This window comes from Nocardia sp. NPDC050435 (assembly GCF_040655395.1).
In the GTDB taxonomy this organism is placed as follows: Bacteria; Actinomycetota; Actinomycetes; order Mycobacteriales; family Mycobacteriaceae; genus Nocardia.
On the sequence record NZ_JBFAJW010000013.1, the window covers coordinates 215054 to 234610 of the forward strand.

At 71.1% G+C, this 19557-nt stretch carries 20 protein-coding genes; 9 read left to right on the forward strand and 11 right to left on the reverse strand.

Annotated elements, in window-relative coordinates:
- Nucleotides 1-145: 145 nt before the first annotated feature.
- Nucleotides 146-871 (forward strand): ABC transporter ATP-binding protein, encoded by a 726-nt coding sequence (locus tag AB0I43_RS34280; protein WP_356977797.1) that lies wholly within the window; start codon nt 146-148, stop codon nt 869-871.
- A complete protein-coding gene (locus AB0I43_RS34285) occupies nt 871-3360 on the forward strand; it encodes an FtsX-like permease family protein (RefSeq protein ID WP_356977799.1) in 2490 nt (829 codons plus the stop codon). Before AB0I43_RS34280 ends, AB0I43_RS34285 begins: the two co-directional genes overlap by 1 nt.
- Nucleotides 3361-3376: 16 nt before the next feature.
- Here AB0I43_RS34285 and AB0I43_RS34290 read toward each other — a convergent pair whose 3' ends face one another.
- The gene (locus tag AB0I43_RS34290) at nt 3377-4462 is read right to left on the reverse strand and encodes a serine/threonine-protein kinase (RefSeq protein ID WP_356977801.1); all 1086 of its coding nucleotides are present in this window, start codon (nt 4460-4462) and stop codon (nt 3377-3379) included.
- A 222-nt stretch (nt 4463-4684) separates the two neighbouring features.
- On the opposite strand from AB0I43_RS34290, the gene AB0I43_RS34295 reads away from it, so the two are divergent.
- Complete coding sequence (locus AB0I43_RS34295; protein WP_356977803.1) at nt 4685-5584, forward strand: hypothetical protein; 900 nt, start codon at nt 4685-4687, stop codon at nt 5582-5584.
- Nucleotides 5585-5587: 3 nt separating this feature from the next.
- Here AB0I43_RS34295 and AB0I43_RS34300 read toward each other — a convergent pair whose 3' ends face one another.
- Together AB0I43_RS34300 and AB0I43_RS34305 are read right to left on the reverse strand one after the other, a co-directional pair.
- Nucleotides 5588-6253: a response regulator transcription factor gene (locus AB0I43_RS34300; protein ID WP_356977805.1), complete on the reverse strand. Its 666-nt coding sequence runs from the start codon at nt 6251-6253 to the stop codon at nt 5588-5590.
- A 62-nt stretch (nt 6254-6315) separates the two neighbouring features.
- On the reverse strand, nt 6316-7527 hold the full coding sequence (locus AB0I43_RS34305) for a sensor histidine kinase (protein ID WP_356977807.1): 1212 nt from the start codon (nt 7525-7527) through the stop codon (nt 6316-6318).
- A gap of 168 nt (nt 7528-7695) precedes the next feature.
- Here AB0I43_RS34305 and AB0I43_RS34310 point away from each other — a divergent pair, with 168 nt between their 5' ends.
- From AB0I43_RS34310 to AB0I43_RS34320, 3 genes are all read left to right on the forward strand, one after another.
- Nucleotides 7696-8442: a hypothetical protein gene (locus AB0I43_RS34310; protein ID WP_356977809.1), complete on the forward strand. Its 747-nt coding sequence runs from the start codon at nt 7696-7698 to the stop codon at nt 8440-8442.
- Nucleotides 8443-8518: 76 nt separating this feature from the next.
- Nucleotides 8519-9985: an alpha/beta-hydrolase family protein gene (locus AB0I43_RS34315; RefSeq protein ID WP_356977811.1), complete on the forward strand. Its 1467-nt coding sequence runs from the start codon at nt 8519-8521 to the stop codon at nt 9983-9985.
- Nucleotides 9986-10023: 38 nt separating this feature from the next.
- Nucleotides 10024-10461 (forward strand): SRPBCC domain-containing protein, encoded by a 438-nt coding sequence (locus tag AB0I43_RS34320; RefSeq protein WP_356977812.1) that lies wholly within the window; start codon nt 10024-10026, stop codon nt 10459-10461.
- Nucleotides 10462-10516: 55 nt separating this feature from the next.
- On the opposite strand, the gene AB0I43_RS34325 is transcribed toward AB0I43_RS34320, so the two are convergent.
- Nucleotides 10517-11104 (reverse strand): TetR/AcrR family transcriptional regulator, encoded by a 588-nt coding sequence (locus AB0I43_RS34325; RefSeq protein WP_356977814.1) that lies wholly within the window; start codon nt 11102-11104, stop codon nt 10517-10519.
- Nucleotides 11105-11221: 117 nt separating this feature from the next.
- On the opposite strand from AB0I43_RS34325, the gene AB0I43_RS34330 reads away from it, so the two are divergent.
- Nucleotides 11222-12070 carry an SDR family NAD(P)-dependent oxidoreductase gene (locus AB0I43_RS34330; RefSeq protein ID WP_356977815.1) on the forward strand — a complete coding sequence of 283 codons (849 nt, stop codon included), beginning with the start codon at nt 11222-11224 and terminating at the stop codon, nt 12068-12070.
- 49 nt (nt 12071-12119) lie between these two features.
- On the opposite strand, the gene gatA is transcribed toward AB0I43_RS34330, so the two are convergent.
- Entirely contained in the window at nt 12120-13592 is a 1473-nt protein-coding gene (gatA, locus tag AB0I43_RS34335) for an Asp-tRNA(Asn)/Glu-tRNA(Gln) amidotransferase subunit GatA (protein ID WP_356977816.1), read from the reverse strand.
- Nucleotides 13589-13888: an Asp-tRNA(Asn)/Glu-tRNA(Gln) amidotransferase subunit GatC gene (gene gatC, locus AB0I43_RS34340; protein WP_356977818.1), complete on the reverse strand. Its 300-nt coding sequence runs from the start codon at nt 13886-13888 to the stop codon at nt 13589-13591. The genes gatA and gatC overlap by 4 nt, the downstream gene beginning before the upstream one ends.
- 265 nt (nt 13889-14153) lie before the next feature.
- Between gatC and AB0I43_RS34345 the strand changes: the two genes are divergently transcribed.
- Complete coding sequence (locus tag AB0I43_RS34345; protein WP_356977820.1) at nt 14154-14804, forward strand: amino acid-binding protein; 651 nt, start codon at nt 14154-14156, stop codon at nt 14802-14804.
- Nucleotides 14805-14817: 13 nt separating this feature from the next.
- Here AB0I43_RS34345 and AB0I43_RS34350 read toward each other — a convergent pair whose 3' ends face one another.
- Genes AB0I43_RS34350 through AB0I43_RS34360 form a run of 3 tightly spaced genes read right to left on the reverse strand, consistent with a single transcriptional unit; the run spans nt 14818 to nt 16983 of the window.
- The gene (locus tag AB0I43_RS34350) at nt 14818-15324 is read right to left on the reverse strand and encodes a GNAT family N-acetyltransferase (protein ID WP_356977821.1); all 507 of its coding nucleotides are present in this window, start codon (nt 15322-15324) and stop codon (nt 14818-14820) included.
- Nucleotides 15325-15366: 42 nt separating this feature from the next.
- A complete protein-coding gene (locus AB0I43_RS34355; protein ID WP_356977822.1) occupies nt 15367-15705 on the reverse strand; it encodes a hypothetical protein in 339 nt (112 codons plus the stop codon).
- A gap of 24 nt (nt 15706-15729) precedes the next feature.
- Nucleotides 15730-16983: an ATP-binding protein gene (locus AB0I43_RS34360; protein ID WP_356977823.1), complete on the reverse strand. Its 1254-nt coding sequence runs from the start codon at nt 16981-16983 to the stop codon at nt 15730-15732.
- A 337-nt stretch (nt 16984-17320) separates the two neighbouring features.
- On the opposite strand from AB0I43_RS34360, the gene AB0I43_RS34365 reads away from it, so the two are divergent.
- Nucleotides 17321-17686: a hypothetical protein gene (locus AB0I43_RS34365; protein ID WP_356977825.1), complete on the forward strand. Its 366-nt coding sequence runs from the start codon at nt 17321-17323 to the stop codon at nt 17684-17686.
- Here AB0I43_RS34365 and AB0I43_RS34370 read toward each other — a convergent pair.
- On the reverse strand, nt 17683-18711 hold the full coding sequence (locus tag AB0I43_RS34370; protein ID WP_356977826.1) for an S-adenosylmethionine:tRNA ribosyltransferase-isomerase: 1029 nt from the start codon (nt 18709-18711) through the stop codon (nt 17683-17685). The genes AB0I43_RS34365 and AB0I43_RS34370 overlap by 4 nt on opposite strands.
- 88 nt (nt 18712-18799) lie before the next feature.
- Nucleotides 18800-19498, reverse strand: a complete 699-nt coding sequence (locus AB0I43_RS34375) for an SDR family oxidoreductase (RefSeq protein WP_356977828.1) — start codon at nt 19496-19498, stop codon at nt 18800-18802.
- Nucleotides 19499-19557: the final 59 nt, after the last annotated feature.

Genomic DNA, 19557 nt, shown 5'->3' on the forward strand with positions numbered 1-19557 from the left:
TGCTCCGGCACGACGACACGATGTAGTGGAGGCAATACCGTGAATTCATCGAATCACGGAAGGCCGACGTCTCGGTCCTGGGAAGATCGGCACACGCGCGGGCTGAGCCGACCACAACGACGACAAGAGAAACGGGGGACGGCAGATGCCGGAGCCGGCCATGCTGGAACTGCAGGACATCATCAAGGAGTACCGGATCGGCGGCCAGACGGTGCGCGCGCTGGACGAGATCAGCCTGCGCATCGAACCGGGGGAATTCACCTCGATCATCGGCCCGTCCGGTTCCGGTAAGAGCACACTGCTGCACCTGCTCGGTGCGCTGGACAGCCCCACCGCGGGGTCGATCCAGTTCCGGGGCGAGGAGATCGGCGCGCTGGACGACGAGCGCCAGTCCGAGTTCCGCAGGCATCAGGTGGGTTTCATCTTCCAGTTCTTCAATCTGCTGCCGACGCTGACCGCGTGGGAGAACGTCGCCATCCCGAAGCTGCTGGACGGCACCGGGTTACGCAAGGCCAAGCCGCGGGCGCTGGAGTTGCTGGACCGGGTCGGCCTGGGCGACCGGGCCGGGCACCGCCCCTCGGAGCTGTCCGGCGGGCAGATGCAGCGGGTCGCGGTGGCCCGGGCGCTGATCATGGATCCGCCGTTGATCCTGGCCGACGAACCCACCGGCAACCTCGACTCCAAGACCGGCGCCGCCATTCTGCGACTGCTGGGCGACATCGCGGGCGAAGGCAATTCGGTGGTCATGGTGACCCACGACATGGGCGCGGTGGAGTACTGCGACCGCGTGATCACGCTGCGCGACGGCGTCATCGGGTCCAACGACGCGGTCGACCGCAAGATCCGCGGCACCGGCGCGGTGCGCGCCTGATGGCGGCCTTCTGGGATCGGCTGCGGCTGTTCAACATCGGGGAGCTGCTGGCGCATCGCGGCCGGACCGTCATGTCCGTGGCGGTGATGAGCATCTCGGCGTCGCTGCTGGTCGCGGTGCTGAGCATTTCCGGCTCGGTGACCGGATCGGTGGACAAGCTGACCCGCGCGCTCGGCGGCGCCGCGGTGCTGGAGGTCAGCGGCATCACCGACGCGGGCTTCGATCAGCAACTGCTGGGCCCGATTTCGTCCACCGCCGGTGTCAAGACTGCGGTGCCGATGCTGCGCGCCCAGCTCGGCGCGGACGAGCAGCGCCTGATGCTGATCGGCGCCGATCAGTCCATCGCGGCGCTGGGCAGTCAGCTGACCGGGCCGATGATGGGCCAGGGCCTCAAACTCGCCACGACCCGCAACGGCGTGCTGGTGGGGGCGGCGCTCGGCCACAAGGAGGGCGACACCTTCCGCCTCGGCACCGAAACCGTCACGGTCGCCGGGGTGCTGGACCACGAATCGTCCAAGCAGCTCAACGGTGGTCACCTCGTCGCCACCCAGCTGCGGCTGGCGCAGCAGCTGACCGGCCGCCCCGGGCGGCTGGATTCCGTGCAGATCATCGCGACGCCGGGGGCCGACCTCGGCAAGCTGCGGGCGGATCTGACCGCGGCCGTGGGCGGACGCGCGGTGGTCGCCGACCCGAGTCTGCGCACCGCCCAGGCCGGCGGCGCCATCCAGATCGTGCGGTATTCCACGCTCATGTCCGCGTTCGCGGCGCTGATCGTGTCCGCGTTCCTGATCTACAACGCGATGAGCATGGCGGTGGCGCAACGGCGTCCGATGCTCTCGCTGCTGCGCGCGATCGGCGGCAAACGCCGGCCGATGGTACGCGACCTGCTCGCCGAGGCCGCGCTGCTCGGGTTGATCGGCGGCGCGATCGGCGCGGGCATCGGCATCCTGATGGGCCGCATCAGCATCGACCGGATCCCGGTCGGGATCGTGCAGTCGGTGGAGGCGCGCACCGAATACCTGGTGCCCGGGTACGCGATTCCGGCGGCGGTGGCGGCATGCGTGGCGGCCTCCGTGGTCGCCGCGGCGATCGCGGCACGCCAGGTCTACAAGGTGGAACCGATCGAGGCGCTGGTGCCGGTCGGGGTGGCGCACACCGACCGGACCGGTCCCACGCTGCGCGTGGTCGCCGCGGTGCTGGGGCTCGGCCTGGCCGTGGTCGCGATCGTCCTCGCGAAGGCGGACCTCGGGCGGCTCTCGCTGGTCGCGATCTCGCTGTCCTATGTCGCGGCGGTGGTGCTCTGCTTCGTCGCGACGGGGCCGATCGTGCGCGGCGCCGCCGCGATCGCCCGGCGCTTCGGCCCCGCGGGCGCGCTCGGCGCCACCACGCTCGAACGCGCGCCGCGCCGGGTGTGGGCCACGGCGATGACGGTGATGATCGGCGTCGCCGCCACCGTCGCGATGGGCGGGGCCTCCCGCAACATGGTCGACTCGGCGGGCGCGACCTTCCAGGAGCTGGGCCGGATCGATCTGAACGTGAGTTCCACCGACGCCGGGCAGTTCCCGACCGGGCCGCTGCTGCCCGCCGGCGTCAAGGACACGATCGCGCGGATTCCCGGTGTCGCGGAGGTGAGTTCGACGCAGATGGCGTTCGCCACGCTGGGCAGCGGGCGAGTCATGTTGCAGGGCTTCGAAACCGGGGGCGGCGACATCAATATCGCGGCCGTGGACCGGACGCTGCTGCCGCGGATCACCTCCGGCGAAGGGGTCATCATCTCGCGCGATGTCGCCCGGGAACTCGATGTCGCGGTCGGTTCCCAGGTGACGCTGCCGACGCCGACCGGCGATCACAGTGTGCGAGTGCTCCAGGTGATTCCGTACTTCAGCGCCGTGGCCGGCGTGGTGATCATGGACATCGAGCACCTGCGCGCCTGGTACGAACGACCCGGCGAGACGATCCTCGCGGTCGATGTCGCCGACGGCGCGGACCGCGAAGCCGTGCGGGCCGCGGTGCGCGCGGCGCTGCCCGCCGATCTGCGCGTGGCCACCGGGCAGGAGCAGGTCGACGGCGCCTCGGCGAGCCTGCGCCAGGGCACGGCCATGAGTTCGGCCATCCTCTGGATCGTGGTCCTGGTCGCCACCGTGGCGCTGCTGAATACGCTGATGCTCTCCGTGCTGGAGCGCCGGCGCGAACTCGGGGTGTTGCGCGCCATGGGCACCAACCGCAAGTTCCTGCTGCGTTCGGTGCTGGCCGAGGCGGCGGGCATCGGCGGTATCGGCGCGACTATCGGTCTCGTCGTGGGCGCCGCCATCCAGTACCTGGCGATCACCGCCATCGGACACGCCCTGACCATCGACGCGGTCTACGAACCGAGTGTGCTGATCGTGGTCTACGGCGTGGCGGCGCTGGGCCTGGCGCTGCTGGGTTCGATCCCGCCGGCGTTGCGCGCGGCGCGGCTGCCGATCGTGGAGGCGCTGGCCGTCGACTGACTCGGCCCCTCGGCGGTCAGGGACCGCCGAGGGGGCCGTAGGAGGCGACCGCGAGAACCAGGATCAGCAGAATCAGCAGCACCGTGATCGCCAGCGCGACCCAGCCGATCGCGGTGCCACCACGCCGGACGGGTCGCGCCATCGGCGGCGGCACCGGATACACCGGGCGCGGGGCGGCGACCGGCGGCGCGATCGCGGGCATCGGCGCCGACGGCGGCGCGCTCTGGTAAGCCGGAAACGGCGCGGGGTAGGGCGAATTCGCCGGCACGGGCACGGTGAGCGCCTTCTTCGCCGCGGCCGCGAACTCGGCGCAGGACCCGAACCGCTGGTCGGGCAGCTTCGCCATCGCCACGGCCAGCACCTGGTCCAGCGCCGGATTCAGGCCGGGCCGACGCACGCACACCGGGACCGGCGCGAGTTGCAGATGGCCGCGAATGATGTCGGCCGGGTTGTCGGCGTCGAACGGGCCGATGCCCGTGAGCAGCCAATACAGCGCGCAGCCAAGGGAATACTGGTCGGAACGGTGGTCCAGCGGACGGCCCGTCATCTGCTCGGGCGAGGCGTAGGCGAGGGTGGCGGTGAACATGCCCGCCTGGGTCAGGTGCGTGGAATCCTCACGCAGCCGCGCGATTCCGAAGTCGGTGAGGAAGACCCGTTCACCGTGGCCGCCGCCCGCCTTGGCCAGCATGATGTTGGCCGGTTTCACGTCGCGGTGCAGCACGCCCCGGCCGTGCGCGTAATCCAGTGCGCCCGCGACACCTTCGATGATCTGCACGGCGCGCTCGGGCGGCAGCGTCATCGGATTCACGGTGGCCGCGTCCACCCCGTCGACGTACTGCATGGCGATCCACAGTTGCTCGTTCTCGGAGCCGCGGTCGTAGACCGCCACGATGTTCGGATGATCCAGGTGGGCCGCCAAATCGGCCTCACGTTCGAAACGGGCCCGAACCTCGGCGTCGGTGAACAGATCTCGGTTCAGCAACTTCAACGCGGTCTGCCGGGTCAGGCGCGGATGCATGGCCAGGTACACCGAACCCATGCCACCCTGTCCGAGCAGCCGTTCCACGGTGTAGCCGGCGAACACGTCACCGCTGTTCAGCAACGCGACCCCCTTCCGGTGAAGACAGGAGGTCAGCCTACAAGGCGACCGCCCAGCTCCGGATTTCGAATTCCGCCCGAACATCAGGGAAACTGAGAGAGGGACATCACCACTCCGTCAGGGGAGTCATGATGTTCTCCTCGGCCGGTGGCAACCGGCCGGTGTGCGGAGTAGGTTGCATCACCAGGTAATTGATCATGCCGTGGTGATGGGGAGGACGCGGTAGTGAAGTCTGCTCTAACGATTCCCGCGAGTCGGGTGGCGCGGCGTGGTGTGGCCGTCGCCGTCGCGGCACTGGCGCTCACCTCCTGCGGGCTCGTCCCCGAACACCGGATGGACGCCGCGGCGCCGAAAATCGTGCTTCCCACCGACGGCATGTGGCGTTCGGCCTGGTCGGCCGCCCGCTCGGAGTCGCTCACCGCCGAATTCGCGCTGCTGCAAACGAGTTTGGCGGGTCGCGTCGGCTTGGCGATCATGCCGGTCGGCGGCGGCAAGATGACGGTGCTGGGCGATTGGACCACCGGCATCGCCTGGTCCACCATCAAGGTCCCGCTCGCCATCGCGGCGCTGCGGCACGATCCCGAGGGTGTGCTCAGCGATGTCGAAGCCGCCATCACCTGGTCGGACAACGGTGCGGCGGACGCGCTCTGGGCTTCGCTGGGCGCGGGCGCGCAAGCGGCCGCCGCCGTCCAGGAGGTGCTCGACGAGGCCGGTGCGGACGACACCGACGTGGCCGCACCGCATCCGCAGCTGGACCTGTTCGCCTTCGGCGCCACCGAGTGGACGCTGACCGATCAGGTCAAGTTCGCCTCGAAGCTGCCCTGCCTGGACCAGTCCGACACCGTCACCGAACTGATGGGCGAGATCAGCCCCGAACAGGGTTGGGGGCTGGGCAAACTCGACGACGCGGAGTTCAAGGGCGGCTGGGGCCCGGACGACGAGACCGGCATCTACACCGTGCGCCAGTTCGGCCTGGTGCCCACCAAGTCCGGCCGGGTGGCGATCGCCCTGGCCGCGCAGGCCGACTCGGGCACCTACGAGGATTCGACCGCGCTGCTGGACGACCTCGCCGATCTGGTGGACCGGCACCTGAACGAGCTGCGCGGCGGCAAGTGCGCGCGCTGAGCCTCAGCCCGGCGTGACCAGCCCCGACTCGTAGGCCAGCACCACCGCCTGCGCCCGGTCGCGCAGATCCAGCTTCGAGAACACCTTGGAGACATGGGTTTTCACGGTCTGCTCGGCGACGAACAGGGCCTCGGCGATCTCGGTGTTGGACATGCCCTTGGCGATCAGCTCCAGCACCTCGCGCTCCCGGGGCGTCAAGGACGCCAGCGCCGGAGCGGGTTTGGCGCGCGCGTGATTGCGGCGGCTGGTGACATCGGCGATCAGGCGGCGGGTGACGGTGGGCGCCAGCAGCGCCTGCCCCTCGGCGACCACCCGCACCGCGCGCACCAGCTCCTCGGCGGGCGCGTCCTTGAGCAGGAACCCGCTGGCCCCCAGGCTCAGCGCCTCGTAGACGTAGTCGTCGATGTCGAAGGTGGTGAGCATCAGCACCCGCACCGGCGGATCGAACCCGGCGGCCAGGATCGCGCGCGCGGCGTCCAGGCCGTTCATCTCGGGCATGCGCACATCCATCAGCACCACGTCCGGGCGCAGGCGCTTGGCCTCCGCGACCGCCGCCTTCCCGTCCGGCGCGTCGCCGATCACGCTGATATCGGGTTGCGCGGCGAGCAGTGCGCCGAAGCCCTGGCGCACCATCGCCTGGTCGTCGGCGATCAAAACCGTTATAGCCACCCGATCACCTTAGCGGCGCGGACGCCCCGGTCGCCGCCTGCGGATTCGGGGGCGGCGACGGGCTAGCCGACCGGCGGTGCGCCGACGGCGAGATCGGGCGTGCCCAGCCCGATCGGGGCGAGCGGCAGCCGGGCCTCGACCTGGTAGCCGCCGTCCGGACACGGGCCCGCGATCAGCTCGCCGCCGGCCGCCAGCGCCCGGGCCTGCATACCCGCGATCCCGTGCCCGCCGTTGCTCGACGGCCGCGCCGCGCTGGTGCCCGGGCCGTTGACCACCCGCAGCACCACCTCCGGGGCGCTGATGACCTCGACCCGCACCGATGCGCCCGGCGCGTGCCGGGAGGCGTTCGACAGCGACTCCTGCGCGATCCGGTACAGCGCCAGACCCGTGGTCTCCGGGATCGCCGACAGCTCGCCCGTCACCGTCCAGTCGATCTCGACGCCGGCCCGGCGCGCGCCTTCGAACAGGCCGAGCAGATCGCCGGCCTTGGGCTGCGGCGTGGTCTCGGGCAGCTGGCCGTCACTGCGCAGGACCCCGAGCATGCCGCGGATCTCGTTCAGCGCCTCGCGCGCGGTCGCACCGATGGAGTCGAATTCCGCCCGGGCGGCCGGGGTCACGCCCTCGACCCGGTACGGCGCGGTCTGCGCTTGCACCACCACCAGCGACATGTGGTGCGCCACCACGTCGTGCAGGTCCCGGGCGATGCGCGCCTTCTCCTCCAGGATCGCGCGCCGGGCCCGCTCCAGCTCGTTCGCCTCCTCCTGCTGCACCAACTGCACGCGCGAGGCGACCAGCCAGCGGACCAGCATGGCGACCAGCACCACGGCCGCCAGGCCGATCGGCCAGCCCCAGGCCGCGCCCGAACCGGATCCCGGCATGGTGGTGGCGAAGAGCAGGGCGGTGCCCGCCCAGCTCACCGCGACCACCTGCACCGGGGCCCGCAGCCCGACCGCGAACAGCAGGATCAGCAGCGAGAGCACGTGGATCACCTGGAACGGCATGTCGTTGCCGGGCTGGTGCGGGATCGCCAGCGCGATCAGCAGTGCCGAGCCCGCGGAGATCGCCCAGCCCAGCGCCGGGTTCACCCGGACCAGCAGCACCGGGAACGCGGCCAGCGCGGCGACGCCGGGCTGCACCGCCACCGGGACGACGTGGGTGAGGTGCAGGGTCGGCCACGCGATGGTGAAGAAGGTCAGGGCCACGAACACGCTGCCGACATCGACCAGCAGGCGCGGGCTCTTGAGTGCCTTCCGGACACGGCTTTGCTGCTTCATACCCAAGACACTAGGAACTCGCGGCCCGGACTGCGTCATACCGGCGGGTGAACCGCGACCCCGTACCCCGGTGGGAGACCGCCCGCCCGCTCCCTCGCGAGCACGGCACCCGAAACCGCACTTCGGCGTGACGTGGGCGGGCAGTGCCGATTTCTACCGTTCCTGACCATGAGCTTCCCGACCACCGCACGGCAGGCCGGCACCGCGACAGCGGCCGATGAGATCACCCCGGCTTCGGCCACCGCCCTGCGGCGCTGCGCGGCGGCGATCGCCGTCGCACTGACCACCCTGTCGGCCACCGTGGCCTTCGCCCCCGTCGGCCACGCGGCCGCCGTCGGCCCGGACCGGACCGAGAACGCCGCGGCGGCCGCGGCGGTCGTGGATCTCACGGCGGGCGGGCCCGGCTCGGCCGCGCTGCTGCCCGCGGATTTCGCGGCGGTCCTGGGCTACCAGCCGGGCACCGAGCGCGGGCTGCTGGTGAATCCGAGTGGCGACTGCTCCTCCCCCGTCCCGCTGCCCGCGGAGTTCGAACTCGCCTGCAAGGCCCACGATCTCGGCTACGACCTGCTGCGCTACGCCGATCGCGGCGGTGCGCCGCTGGGTCCGTGGGCCCGCCAGGCCGTCGACACCATGCTGGATCGCCGCATGCAGGAGGCCTGCGCCGGCCGCGGCACCGCCCTGGCCCGCGCGGAGTGCTTCACGATGGCCGATGTCGCCGACATCTTCGTCGACCTGAATTCGCGCCGCCAGGACTACGGCTCGCCCGTCGTCGAAACCGGCGTCAACAGCTGGCATCTGGGCGTCCTCGCCCTCGCGGGCCTCGGACTGACCGCGCTGCTCACCCTGGCCCGCAGCCTTTTCGGCACCCGCGCCGCCGCGCCCCGTATCCGCCTCGCGGAACCGGCCCTCGCATGAGCGGGGGCCAGTGGATCGGCTCGATGGGAGAGCTCGGCGCGACGCCCGATAACGACTACACGCTGGAGGTTTCGCGATGACCACAACACTCGAACGACCACGCGCGGCCGGGGCGGACGACGGGCGGGAACGGAGGCCGGAGGGTGCGTCCGAGTCCGTAACAGTCGCGCCGGGCCAGGGCGGGCGGGTGCGTTCGGCGGCGCGACGGATGCTCTCGGCCTCGCCGCGGATCGGCACCACGCTGGCGATCAGCGGTGCGGCCCTCGTGTCGCTGGCACCGGGACTCTTGCCGAGAACCGCCGGAGCACAGGCGATCTTGACGGCGCTGCTGATCGGGCTGGCGCTCGGGGTGGCGGGCCTGACCCGAATGGGGCTGCGCCGCTGTGGAATTGATCCGAACGTGCGCTTCGCCGGTGTGCGCCGCCCGCTGTTCGCGCTGGGCGCGGTGTTCGTGGCCGCGGCGGCCGCGCAGGCCGGGCACTGGCAGAACTCGCTGCGCGCCGCGATGGGGACGCCGCCGATCGGGGCGGACTACTGGTTGCGATGCGCGGTCGGCGCGGGTCTGCTGGTGCTCGTGTGCACGGGGATCGCACGCGGATTCCGCTGGGCGCTCCGGCGATTGGGCCTGATTCGCGGTGCGGCGCTGACCGTGGTCGCCGCGATCGCCGGATACCTGGTGCTGGTGCCGAGTTTCGTCGGGTGGCGGCAGAGCACCTACGCGGCGGCCAACCACACCCTCGATCCGGCTCTGGTACAGCCGGTTTCGCTGACCTGGTCGGGCAGCGGCGAGTCGGCGGTCAGCTGGAATTCCCTCGGCGCCGAGGGCCGCAAGTTCGTCTCCGGCGACGCCGCGGGCCCGGCGCGCGTCTATGTCGGCGTGGAGTCCGCGCCGGATCTCGATTCCCGGGTGGCGCTGGCCATTCGGGAGCTGGAGCGCGCCGGCGGCTTCGGCCGGTCCAATATCGTGATCGCGGTGCCGACCGGGTCGGGCTGGATCGATGCCAACGCCATGACCGGCTTCGCCCAGCGCTTCGGCGCCGACGCCGCGATCGTCGGATTGCAGTACTCCTACGCGCCGAGCTGGGTGACCTTCGTCTTCGGGCGCGACGACGCCGTCGCCGCCGCCCGCGCGCTGTTCGACGCGGTGGAGCGGCGCAGCGCCGAGCTCGGCGGCGGGCACCGGTTGTTCGTCTACGGCCAGAGCCTGGGTGCCTACGGCGGCAGCGCCGTGTTCGCCGACGCCGCCGAGCAGGACCGCCGCACCTGCGCCGTGCTGTGGGCGGGCCCGCCCGCGGGCCAGGTACACCGCGCGGGCGCGACGGTGCTGGCCAACAGCTCCGATCCGGTCGTGCGCTGGTCGCCCGCGCTGCTGTGGCGGGCTCCGGACCTGTCCGGGGCGCGGGTCGACGCACCGCTGCCGGGCTGGCTGCCGGTGGCGAGCTTCATCCAGACCACCGCCGACCTGCTCGCGGCCCTGGACGCGCCCGCGGGCCACGGTCACCGCTACGGCGCCGATCAGGGCACCGCGCTCGGCGGCTGCTGAACGTTGACGCATCCTGAAACGTGTTCTAGTTTTCTCGCATGGGACTGACCGTCGACACCACCGTCTACATCGATGCGCCCGCCGAGGTGGTGTGGCAGGTACTCACCGACTTCCCGCACTACGGCGAGTGGAACCCCTTCTGCCTGGAGGCGAAGACCAGCCTGGTGCCCGGCGAGCCGATCGACATGCTGGTGCAACTCGGCCCCCGGCGCCTGCGGCAGCGCGAGTTCGTCCGCAGCCACACCGCGGGACGGGAATTCAGCTACACCATGAAGCCGGTGCCGGCCGGGACCCTGCACAGCATGCGCTCGCACACGGTCACCGCGGTGAATCCGGATCGCACCCGCTACGAATCCCACTTCGAACTCGACGGCTGGCTCAGCCCGGTCGTCGCCGCCCTGCTCGGCAAGCATCTGCGCAACGGGTTCGAGGGAATGACCGCCGCCGTGCAGCGTCGGGCCGAGGGGCTGCGCTGAGCGTGCCGCCGCGTGGGTCGTGCGCGCTTTGGGACATAGTCGCGCACAGTGTGATTCACGCCCGCAGATAGGCCAGAGCCGCGTCGAGGGCGGCGTCGGCGTAGGCGTCGTCCAGCCCGCCCAGGCCGAGCGACCAGCGACTCTGAATCGGGCCGAGCAGTAGATCCAGCGCCAGCTCGATATTCACCTCGGCGCGGACTTCTCCGGCATCGATGGCGGCCGTGAGCCTTTGGGCGAGGGCCGCGCGCTGGGGCAGCAGCAGGCGTTCCCGGTACAGCGCGGCGAGGGCCGGATCCTGCTGGATCTCGATGTAGACCGCGCGCAGGAACCCCTCGAATCCGGGATCCGTCAGCGCGGCAACTGATCCGCGCAGCAGCGGCACCAGATCGGCGCGGAGGTCGCCGGTGTCCGGGAGCACCAAACCTTCGGGGCCGGAGTCGAGTTCGAGCATGGCGTCGAACACCACCGCCCCCTTGGACGGCCACCACCGATAGATCGTCTGCTTGCCGACTCCGGCCCGGGACGCGATCGCCTCCACGCTGAGCCTCGCGTAGGGGACTTCGCGAATGAGCTCGGTGGCGGCGTTCAGGATCGCGGCGCGGGCGCGCGCACTGCGCCGGGCGGCGCTGGGCGTTTCTGGCATGCCTCCGACGGTAGCAAAGACGAGACGAAACGTCTCGTCTTGACGCATCCGGATTCGTCTGGCACAGTCGTCCTCGTTCAAACGAGACGGTCCGTCTCGCGACCGAGAGGATTCACCATGACCCGCACCTGGTTCATCACTGGCGCCAACCGCGGCCTCGGCCGCGCCTTCACCACCGCCGCCCTCGCCCAGGGTGACCGGGTCGTCGCCACCGCCCGGGACCCGAAGACGATGGACGACCTGCGCGCCGAGCGCCTCACGGTCCTGCCCCTGGACGTGCGCGAGCGCGACCGGGTGATCGACACGGTCGACACCGCCTTCGCGCGGTCGGGCACCATCGACGTGATCGTCAACAACGCCGGCTACGGCTTGGTCGGCGCGCTCGAGGAACTCACCGAAGCCGAGATCCGCGACCAGATGGACACCAACTTCTATGGCGCGCTCTGGGTTTCCCAGGCCGCGGTCCCGCACCTGCGCGCCCAGGGCTCCGGGCACATCGTGCAGATCTCGACCGTCGGCGCGGTCGGCAGCCTGCCGCTGTTCGGCCTCTACAACGCGAGCAAGTGGGCACTGGAAGGCTTCAGCGCCTCCCTCGCCGACGAACTGCGGCCGCTCGGCATCCACGTCACCAGTGCCCAGATGGGCGGCTTCGACACCGACTGGGCCAAGTCCAGCATGCGTTTCGGCGCCGGCCTGCCCGCGTATTCCGCACAGCGCCAGGCGATCCTGGGCATGCCCGACTATCCGGACTTCGCGGCCGCGCCCGCCGACCCGCAGCCCGCGGACAACGAATGGGCCGAGCCCGCACCGGAAGTCGCGGCCGCGGGCCTGCTCGAGCTCGTCGCCATGGACCATCCGCCGGTCCGCAAGGTGATCGGTCCCGGCGCCCACCAGATGGTCACGCTGGCGCTGGACGCCCGCCGCCAGGACTACCTGACCGACCCCGAATTCGTCTGGCCCGCATAACGCGACGGGGTGGGACCGCCGTGCGGCCCCACCCCGTTTCCGGCTGCGATCAGTTGATCGGCCCGCGCGCCGCCTCGTAGGCCGCTCCGACGCGGTACAGGCGATCGTCGGCCAGGGCCGGCGCCATGATCTGGAAGCCGACCGGCAGGCCGTCGTCCTTGCTCAGCGCCGACGGCACCGACATCGCCGGATGCCCGGCCAGGTTGGTGGGCAGGGTGCACAGGTCCGAGAGGTACATGGCCAGCGGATCGTCGACCTTCTCACCCAGCTTCCACGGCGTGAACGGGCTGGTCGGCGAGACCAGCACGTCGACCTGCTCGTAGGCCCGATCGAAATCGCGGGTGATCAGCGTGCGCACCTTCAGCGCCTGGCCGTAGTACTCGTCGTAGTACCCGGCCGACAGCGCGTAGGTGCCGATCATGATGCGGCGCTTGACCTCCGGGCCGAACCCGGCGGCGCGGGTGGCGGCCATGACCTGCTCGGCGCTGTGCTTGCCGTCGTCCTCGACGCGCAGGCCGTAGCGCATGGCGTCGAAGCGCGCCAGGTTCGAGGACACCTCACTGGGCATCACCAGGTAGTACGCGGACAGCGCGTACTCGAAGTTCGGGCACGACACCTCGATCACCTCGGCGCCCAGCTCCCGCAGCACCGCGACGGCGGCGTCGAAGGATTCCAGCACGCCCGGCTGGTAGCTGTCGGAGTGCAGTTCCTTGACCACACCGACCTTGAGCCCGCGCAGATCGCCCTGGGCGCCCTCCCGCGCCGCGGCGACCACCGGCGGCACCGGGACGTCACGCGAGGTGGAGTCGCGCGGGTCGTGCCCGGCGATCACCTCGTGCAGCAGCGCGGTGTCCAGCACGGTGCGACCGCACGGGCCGCCCTGATCCAGCGAGGACGCGCAGGCGACCAGGCCGTAACGGGACACGGTGCCGTAGGTGGGCTTGGTGCCGACGGTCGCGGTGACCGCGGCGGGCTGGCGGATCGAGCCGCCGGTGTCGGTGCCGATGGCCAGCGGCGCCTGATGCGCGGCCAGCGCGGCGGCCGAACCACCGCCGGAGCCACCCGGGATGCGGGTGGTGTCCCACGGGTTGCGGGTCGGGCCGTAGGCCGAGTTCTCGGTGGAGGAGCCCATGGCGAACTCGTCCATGTTGGTCTTGCCGAGGATCGGGATGCCCGCGGCGCGCAGCCGCGTGGTGACCGTCGCGTCGTAGGGCGAGACCCAGCCCTCGAGGATCTTCGAGGCGCAGGTGGTGGGCATGTCCGTGGTGGTGAACACGTCCTTGAGCGCCAGCGGGACACCGGCGAGCGCGGAGGCCGGGGCCTGGCCGGCGGCCAGGTCGGCGTCGACCCGCGCGGCGGCTTCCAGGGCCTGCTCGCCGGCGACGTGCAGGAAGGCGTGGATCTCGGCGTCGGAGGCCGCGATGCGATCCAGGTGCGCCTGGGTCACCTCGACCGAGGTGACCTCGCGCGCGTGGATCTGCGCGGCCAGCTCGGCGGCCGACCGCGTGGTCAGGTCGCTCATTCGCCCTCCCCCAGGATCTGCGGAACCATGAACCGCTGCTCGTCCACCGCGGGCGCGCCGGAGAGCGCCTGCTCCGGGGTCAGGCTCGGCCGGACCTCATCGGGCCTGGTCACATTGGTGGCCGGATTCGGCGACGAGGTCGGCGGCACGTCGGCGGTGGCGACCCCGTTGATGGTCTGTACGTGACTCAGGATCGAATCCAGCTGACCGGCGAACTGATCCAGTTCGGCCTCGGACAGCGCGAGCCTGGACAGCCGGGCGAGGTGAGCTACCTCGTCGCGGGAGATGGCGGGCACCGCAGGACCCCTTTCGGCATGTGAGCATGATGAATCGGCCAGACGGTAGCCTACCGACCCGTCGACGTGCGCCGCCCACCGCAGCCCGCGGCCGCCCGACACACCTCCGGCGCCTAATGTGACACGCCGTCGCGCCGCCAAAACGCCGCGTGGCGTTGGTCACTGGCGGCTGTTCGGCTCGATAACCGTCGGTCGGGGGTGTAAGTATTGCGAGACCCGGGTATCCGAACATCAGGCTCGGCCGGCCCAGAGGAAAGGAACGCGCGTGTCTTATCTGCTCCGCGTGCAACTTCCGGATCGCCCGGGAAGCCTCGGCGCCCTGGCACTCGCCCTGGGTTCGGTGGGTGCCGACATCCTCTCCCTCGACGTGGTCGAGCGTGGGGCAGGCTTCGCGATCGACGATCTCGTCGTGGAGGTGCCGCCCGGCGCGCTCCCGGACACGCTCATCACCGCCGCGGAATCCATCGGCGACGTCCTGGTGGATTCGATCCGCCCGTACTCGGGCGTGCTGGACACCCATCGCGAACTCGAGCTGATCGATCAGGTCGCCAGCGCCCGCGACGACAGAATGCAGGTCCTGGTCGACGGCGCGCCCCGCGTGCTGCGCGTGGGCTGGTCCACCATTCTCGACATGGGCGCCCAGGGCGCCTACCGGGTCGTCGGCAGCCAGAGCGCGCCGCAGACGCAGGCCGCGTCGGCGCCGTGGATGCCGCTGGAGAAGCCCACCGTGCTCGACCCCGAGGCCGAGTGGGTGCCGCAGATCTGGCGCGACATGGACACCAAGCTCGCGGCCGCGCCGCTGGGCAACACCGGCAAGGTGCTGATGCTCGGCCGCCCGGGCGGCCCGGATTTCCGGCCGTCGGAGATCGCGCGGCTCGGCTACCTCGCCGGGATAATCGCCACCGTCCTCGGCTGAGTCGGCGCGCCCCTCAGTCGAGGGGCAGGCGCAGTACGCGAAGTTGCTCACCCGAGGGGGTGACCCAATCCCGCTCGGGCACCGGCACGAAACCGAACCGCTCGTAGAGCCGGCGGGCATCGACCATCGCGGGCATGGTGGTCAGCGCCACCGCCTCGAATCCCTCCGCCGCCGCGATGTCCAGCACCGCGCGCAGCAGCGCGGAACCCGCACCCAGACCGCGCGCCCGCTTCGCCACCGCCAGCATCCGGAATTCCAGCTCGCCCGGGCGGGCGATCTCGGAGTATTCGGTGCCGGGCCGGGCCACGGTCAGCGAACCGACGACGCGATCATCGTGCGTCGCCACCAGGATCCGCGCCGCGGCCGCGCGCTTGACGGTATCGCCCAATTCGGCGGCGTACAGGCTGCCGGCCTGCACGTAGCCCTCGCCCACGTAGACGTCGACGGTCAATTCGCCGATCGCGTCGTAGTCATCCGGTTTCGCCGTCCGGATGACGAGCGCGGAGTCGTTTGCACCCATGTGGGCATACTGCCACCAGCGATAAACGAACTGGACGTCCGCCTACCCCCACAGCGACCGCAGTCCGGGGTGCACCGGCTGCCAGCGCTCCGGCTTCCCGGGCGGGTAGACCACCGGCATGGTCTCGCCGACGGTCGGCCAGTGCTCCACCGTCCAGGTCCACCGGCCGTAGACGACCGTCTCGGGCACCGTCGGCCCGCTCAGATTGCCGGTGATGGTGACGAAATCCTCGGTCCCGTCCAGGGGACGCGGGCTGATCCCGGTGACGTACAGCGTGCCGCCCTCGGGTTCGGCCGCGCCCATTCCCCGGCGGCGCAGCAGGGGCACCACCATGGCGGCCAGCACGACCAGCAGAACCACCAGGAACACGAATTGCCACATGCGATCGATCCTAGTCAGCGCGCCTCAGAGCACCGCGAGCTCGCTCGCGCCGCGCTCGGTGCGGCGCACCTGCCAGACCGCGGTCCGGGTGCGCTGCGAGCGCCCGTTGCCCCGATCGATGAGCGCGCGATCGGCGGTGGTGTAGATCAGCTGCGCGCCACGGGAATTGGTCTCCGGGTTCTGGAACAGCTGGATCAGGCGGTCGGTCTGCTCGGCCGGCAGGTGCGCGCCCAGGTCGTCGACGGCGAGCACCCGGCCCGCGTCCAGGGCGTCGAGCATGGCCGGCAGCACCCGCAGCAGCGCGAGGGTGGCGGCGGATTCGTCGGTGATGTCGAAGGGCGCGTCGATCCCGGCGTGCACCAGGTTCAGGCCCGCGCCGCGGCGCTCGACCATCCGGGAGTAGAGCGTCTCGCGGGCGGCTTGCAGCGTGGTCAGCTCGCGCTCCAGCAGCAGCGGCGTGAACCCGTTGGCGCGCAACAGGTTCTCGGCATGGCCCGGCTTGGTGGCGCACAGCTCGACCTGCTCGGCCGTCGCGGCGATGTCGGCGTCCAGTTCCCGCAGGTAGTCCGCGTACATCGGATCGTGTTCGGCGACGAGCAGATCCGTGATGCCCAGCTCGGCCGAGCGCAACAGCAGCAGCAACCGGGCGGCGTTGTCCGCGGACCGGGACACGTGCGCGCCCAGGCGGTGCGCCACCCCGGCCGGGTCCGTCGCGCCGTGCTGCACCTCCAGCAGGGCCGAGAACCAGCGGTAGGCGGGCACCAGGGCCTCCGCGTACATCTGCCCGGCGAGGCTGAGCAGCAACGCGTTCGGGCGCACCAGCGGCACCAGCGCGGTGATCCCGTAGCGGGCCGCCTCGAACATCGGCCCGACCTTGATCTGCTCGCCGGCGCGCTCGAACACGATGCGCTTGCGATTGCGCGGATGGGTGTGCAGCCACTCCGCCGTCACGTCGGCGTTGTCCAGCCGGAAACCGTAGGTGTAGGGCACGCCCTCGGCGACGAAGGCCGCCACGAACTCCGTCGGCCGGTCCGGCGAGCCGAGGTGCGGCGAGCGCACCGGTCCGGCGTAGGGATCCCAGCCCGTCACCGAGTGCAGCACCGCGTCGCGCATCTGCCCCAGCGCGCCGATCAGACTCGACTTGCCCGCCGCCGTCGCGCCGTGCACCGCGGTCACCGGCACCGCGACCGGCCCGCTCCCCCGATACAGTCGCAGTTCCTGACGCTCGGCCAGCGACCGATGATTCTCCACCTGAAAACTCCGCAGCACGGTGCCCATCCTTACCCCTGCACCCGCGCGCCGCGACATCGAAGCCTCGCGAGTCGCTGACCGTCATAGCCGAAAGACATGACGACGCCCGGGAATTCCGCTGGTTCGCGGCGCGTCGAACGCTCGACGCCCCAGCGATCCGGGCCACCTGGAGGAGGCCGCCGACGTCGAATTCGATGATCTCGAGAACAGGCACGTGAGCTGGTCGAACGCCCCTCGGACCGGGCCGATCGAGGCGATGCGCGCGGCGCGAAGTGCGGACAGGGTGGCACCGGAGCATTAGCATGCTGGGCGCAGTAGTTGCCGTGTGCGATGCGGTGCGAGAGTTTCGAGCGGGTAGGTAACGATGGAAATTTCAGTACGGCGGGCGGCACTTCGGGGCGCGCTGATCGCGGCGATGGGCGTGGGATCGGTGCTCCTGGTGCCGGATGTCTCCGTGCCCCGGGCCGCGGCGGGAGCCCCCTGCCCGGACGGCACCGCGCGGATCTTCTTCGAAGGCGGCGACAATCTCTGCCAGTCCGGTTCCGCCAGCTACTCTTCACCGCGGTGGGTGTCGAAGGTCTGCTCGGTCGGGCGGGTGCGGGTGAACGTGCACGTCGAGTACGCCGGGCGCAAGGCCAAGCCGATCGACCGCGAGCTCGACACCGGGCACTGCACCCAGATTCCGCTGCCCGCGCAGACCTCCGCCTCGGTGACGCTGATCCCGGTCTAACGCAACAGCAGGGCGCTGTCACCGAATTCGTGCCAGAGATAGCCCGTCTCCAGCGCGGCCGTGTAGGCCGCGCGCACCACTCGTTCGCCCGCCACGGCGACGAGCAGGTCCAGGTGCGAGGCGCCGGGCGCGTGCCAGCCGGTGATCAGGCCGTCCACCACGCGTGCCGGATGCTCCGGCCCCAGCACGAGTTCCGTCCAGCCTTCCGCCGCACGGATCAGGCCCGCCGGGTCGACCGCCGACTCGAGGGCGCGCGTCACCGTCGTGCCGACCGCGATCACCCGGCCGCCCGCCGCCCGCGTGTCGTCGACCAGGCGCGCTGTCGAGGCGGGAACCGAGAAGCGTTCCGGGCTCGGCGGTTCGCCCGTCTCGGGTGAGGAGACCCCGGTGTGCAGGGTGATCGGCGCGACGCCGACACCGCGGGTCAGCAGATCCAGCACCAGGCGATCGGTGAACGGCCGTGCGGCGCTCGGCATTTCCGCGCTACCGGGGATCCGGCCGAACGCGGTCGTGTAGTACGACGCGGACCAGCGTTGCGGGACATAGGAATAGGTGATCGGGTAGCCGTGACGGCGCATCAGGCCGCGCGCGTCGACGTCGAAGGCGGCGATCCACAGTCGCCGCGCGGGCGGCAACCAGGGCGCGAGCAAGGTGGCCGAGCCGCCGTCCGGCAGCCGCAGCTCCGCGCCCGCGTCGAACGCGCCCGCCGGGAAGGGCGTGCGGTCCGGCGAGCGGACCTCCACTACCCACCGTCCGTCGTCCAGCCAGGTGGACAGGTGCAGGGTGACCGGGCGGTCGCCGAGCCGGGCGTCGACCGCGGCGGTCATCGTCGCCGAATTGTTCACGACCACAAGGTCTCCGGCGCGCAGGTGGCGCGGCAGCTCGTCGAACCGGGCGTGCGTCAGCGCACCCTGGGCCACGAGCAACCGCACCTGGTCCCGGGCCAGCCCGCGGGCTTCCGGCGGCTGGGTCGCGTTGCGTTCCGGAGGCAGGACGAAGGCCCGCTCCGCTACCGAGACGGTCATCGGGCACCCCGCTCCGCGCTCCGGGGCGCATGCGGGCCCCGTTGCCGTCCGGCTCGGCACGTTGCGCCGCGACGGGTCGATGCGAGGTTCATCGCAGCACCTCCGTGGCGAAATCCGCGGCGGTGTATCGCGCGCTCTTCGGCCGCTGCTCGATCATCCGAAGCAGCGCGGGCACAACGGATTCCGGCTCCGGACGATCGGAGATATCCTCGCCCGGGAACGCGGCCTGGTGCATCTCGGTGCACATGTCGCCGGGATCGAAGGCGTAGATCGACAGATCCGGGCGCTCGGCGGCGAGGATCGCGGTGAGCTGGTCGAGCGCGGCCTTGGACGAACCGTAGCCGCCCCAGGCGGGATAGGGCTCGACACCGGCGTCGGAGCTGATGTCGACCACCACCCCCGCGGCACTCAGCAGCGGCACCGCGAACTGCAGAATCGCCAGCGGCGCGACGACATTCGTCCGGAAGACCTCTTCGAGCTCGGACAGCGGATACGCCAGCAGCGCCGGCAGCGGGCTCGGCCCCAGGGCGCTGGCGTTGTTGACGACCAGATCCAGCTCGCCCCGCGCGGCGACGACCTCCGCCAGTCGCGCCCGGTGGACGGGATCGGCGACATCCCCGACCACCGTCTGGAATCCGGAACCGAGTTCGGCCCGGACGCGCTCGAGCCGGTCCGCGTGCCGGGCTGTCCCGACGACGCGCCAGCCGCGGCGGACCAGCTCCGCGCTCAGCGCCCGCCCGAGCCCCGCCGACGCACCCGTGATCAGCGCATTCCGTGGATGATTCATGGTGACCTCCTGCTTGTCACCACCCATCGTGATACCTGAACAATGCTTCAGGTCAAGGA

Bases quoted from the DNA above. Each gene is read 5' to 3' on its own strand.
- AB0I43_RS34280 (WP_356977797.1), top strand. From the start codon at position 146: ATGCCGGAGCCGGCCATGCTGGAACTGCAGGACATCATCAAGGAGTAC.
- AB0I43_RS34285 (WP_356977799.1), top strand. From the start codon at position 871: ATGGCGGCCTTCTGGGATCGGCTGCGGCTGTTCAACATCGGGGAGCTG.
- AB0I43_RS34305 (WP_356977807.1), bottom strand. From the start codon at position 7,527: ATGAAGCAGCAAAGCCGTGTCCGGAAGGCACTCAAGAGCCCGCGCCTG.
- AB0I43_RS34310 (WP_356977809.1), top strand. From the start codon at position 7,696: ATGAGCTTCCCGACCACCGCACGGCAGGCCGGCACCGCGACAGCGGCC.
- AB0I43_RS34315 (WP_356977811.1), top strand. From the start codon at position 8,519: ATGACCACAACACTCGAACGACCACGCGCGGCCGGGGCGGACGACGGG.
- AB0I43_RS34320 (WP_356977812.1), top strand. From the start codon at position 10,024: ATGGGACTGACCGTCGACACCACCGTCTACATCGATGCGCCCGCCGAG.
- AB0I43_RS34325 (WP_356977814.1), bottom strand. From the start codon at position 11,104: ATGCCAGAAACGCCCAGCGCCGCCCGGCGCAGTGCGCGCGCCCGCGCC.
- AB0I43_RS34330 (WP_356977815.1), top strand. From the start codon at position 11,222: ATGACCCGCACCTGGTTCATCACTGGCGCCAACCGCGGCCTCGGCCGC.
- gatA (WP_356977816.1), bottom strand. From the start codon at position 13,592: ATGAGCGACCTGACCACGCGGTCGGCCGCCGAGCTGGCCGCGCAGATC.
- AB0I43_RS34350 (WP_356977821.1), bottom strand. From the start codon at position 15,324: ATGGGTGCAAACGACTCCGCGCTCGTCATCCGGACGGCGAAACCGGAT.
- AB0I43_RS34355 (WP_356977822.1), bottom strand. From the start codon at position 15,705: ATGTGGCAATTCGTGTTCCTGGTGGTTCTGCTGGTCGTGCTGGCCGCC.
- AB0I43_RS34360 (WP_356977823.1), bottom strand. From the start codon at position 16,983: ATGGGCACCGTGCTGCGGAGTTTTCAGGTGGAGAATCATCGGTCGCTG.
- AB0I43_RS34365 (WP_356977825.1), top strand. From the start codon at position 17,321: ATGGAAATTTCAGTACGGCGGGCGGCACTTCGGGGCGCGCTGATCGCG.
- AB0I43_RS34370 (WP_356977826.1), bottom strand. From the start codon at position 18,711: ATGACCGTCTCGGTAGCGGAGCGGGCCTTCGTCCTGCCTCCGGAACGC.
- AB0I43_RS34375 (WP_356977828.1), bottom strand. From the start codon at position 19,498: ATGAATCATCCACGGAATGCGCTGATCACGGGTGCGTCGGCGGGGCTC.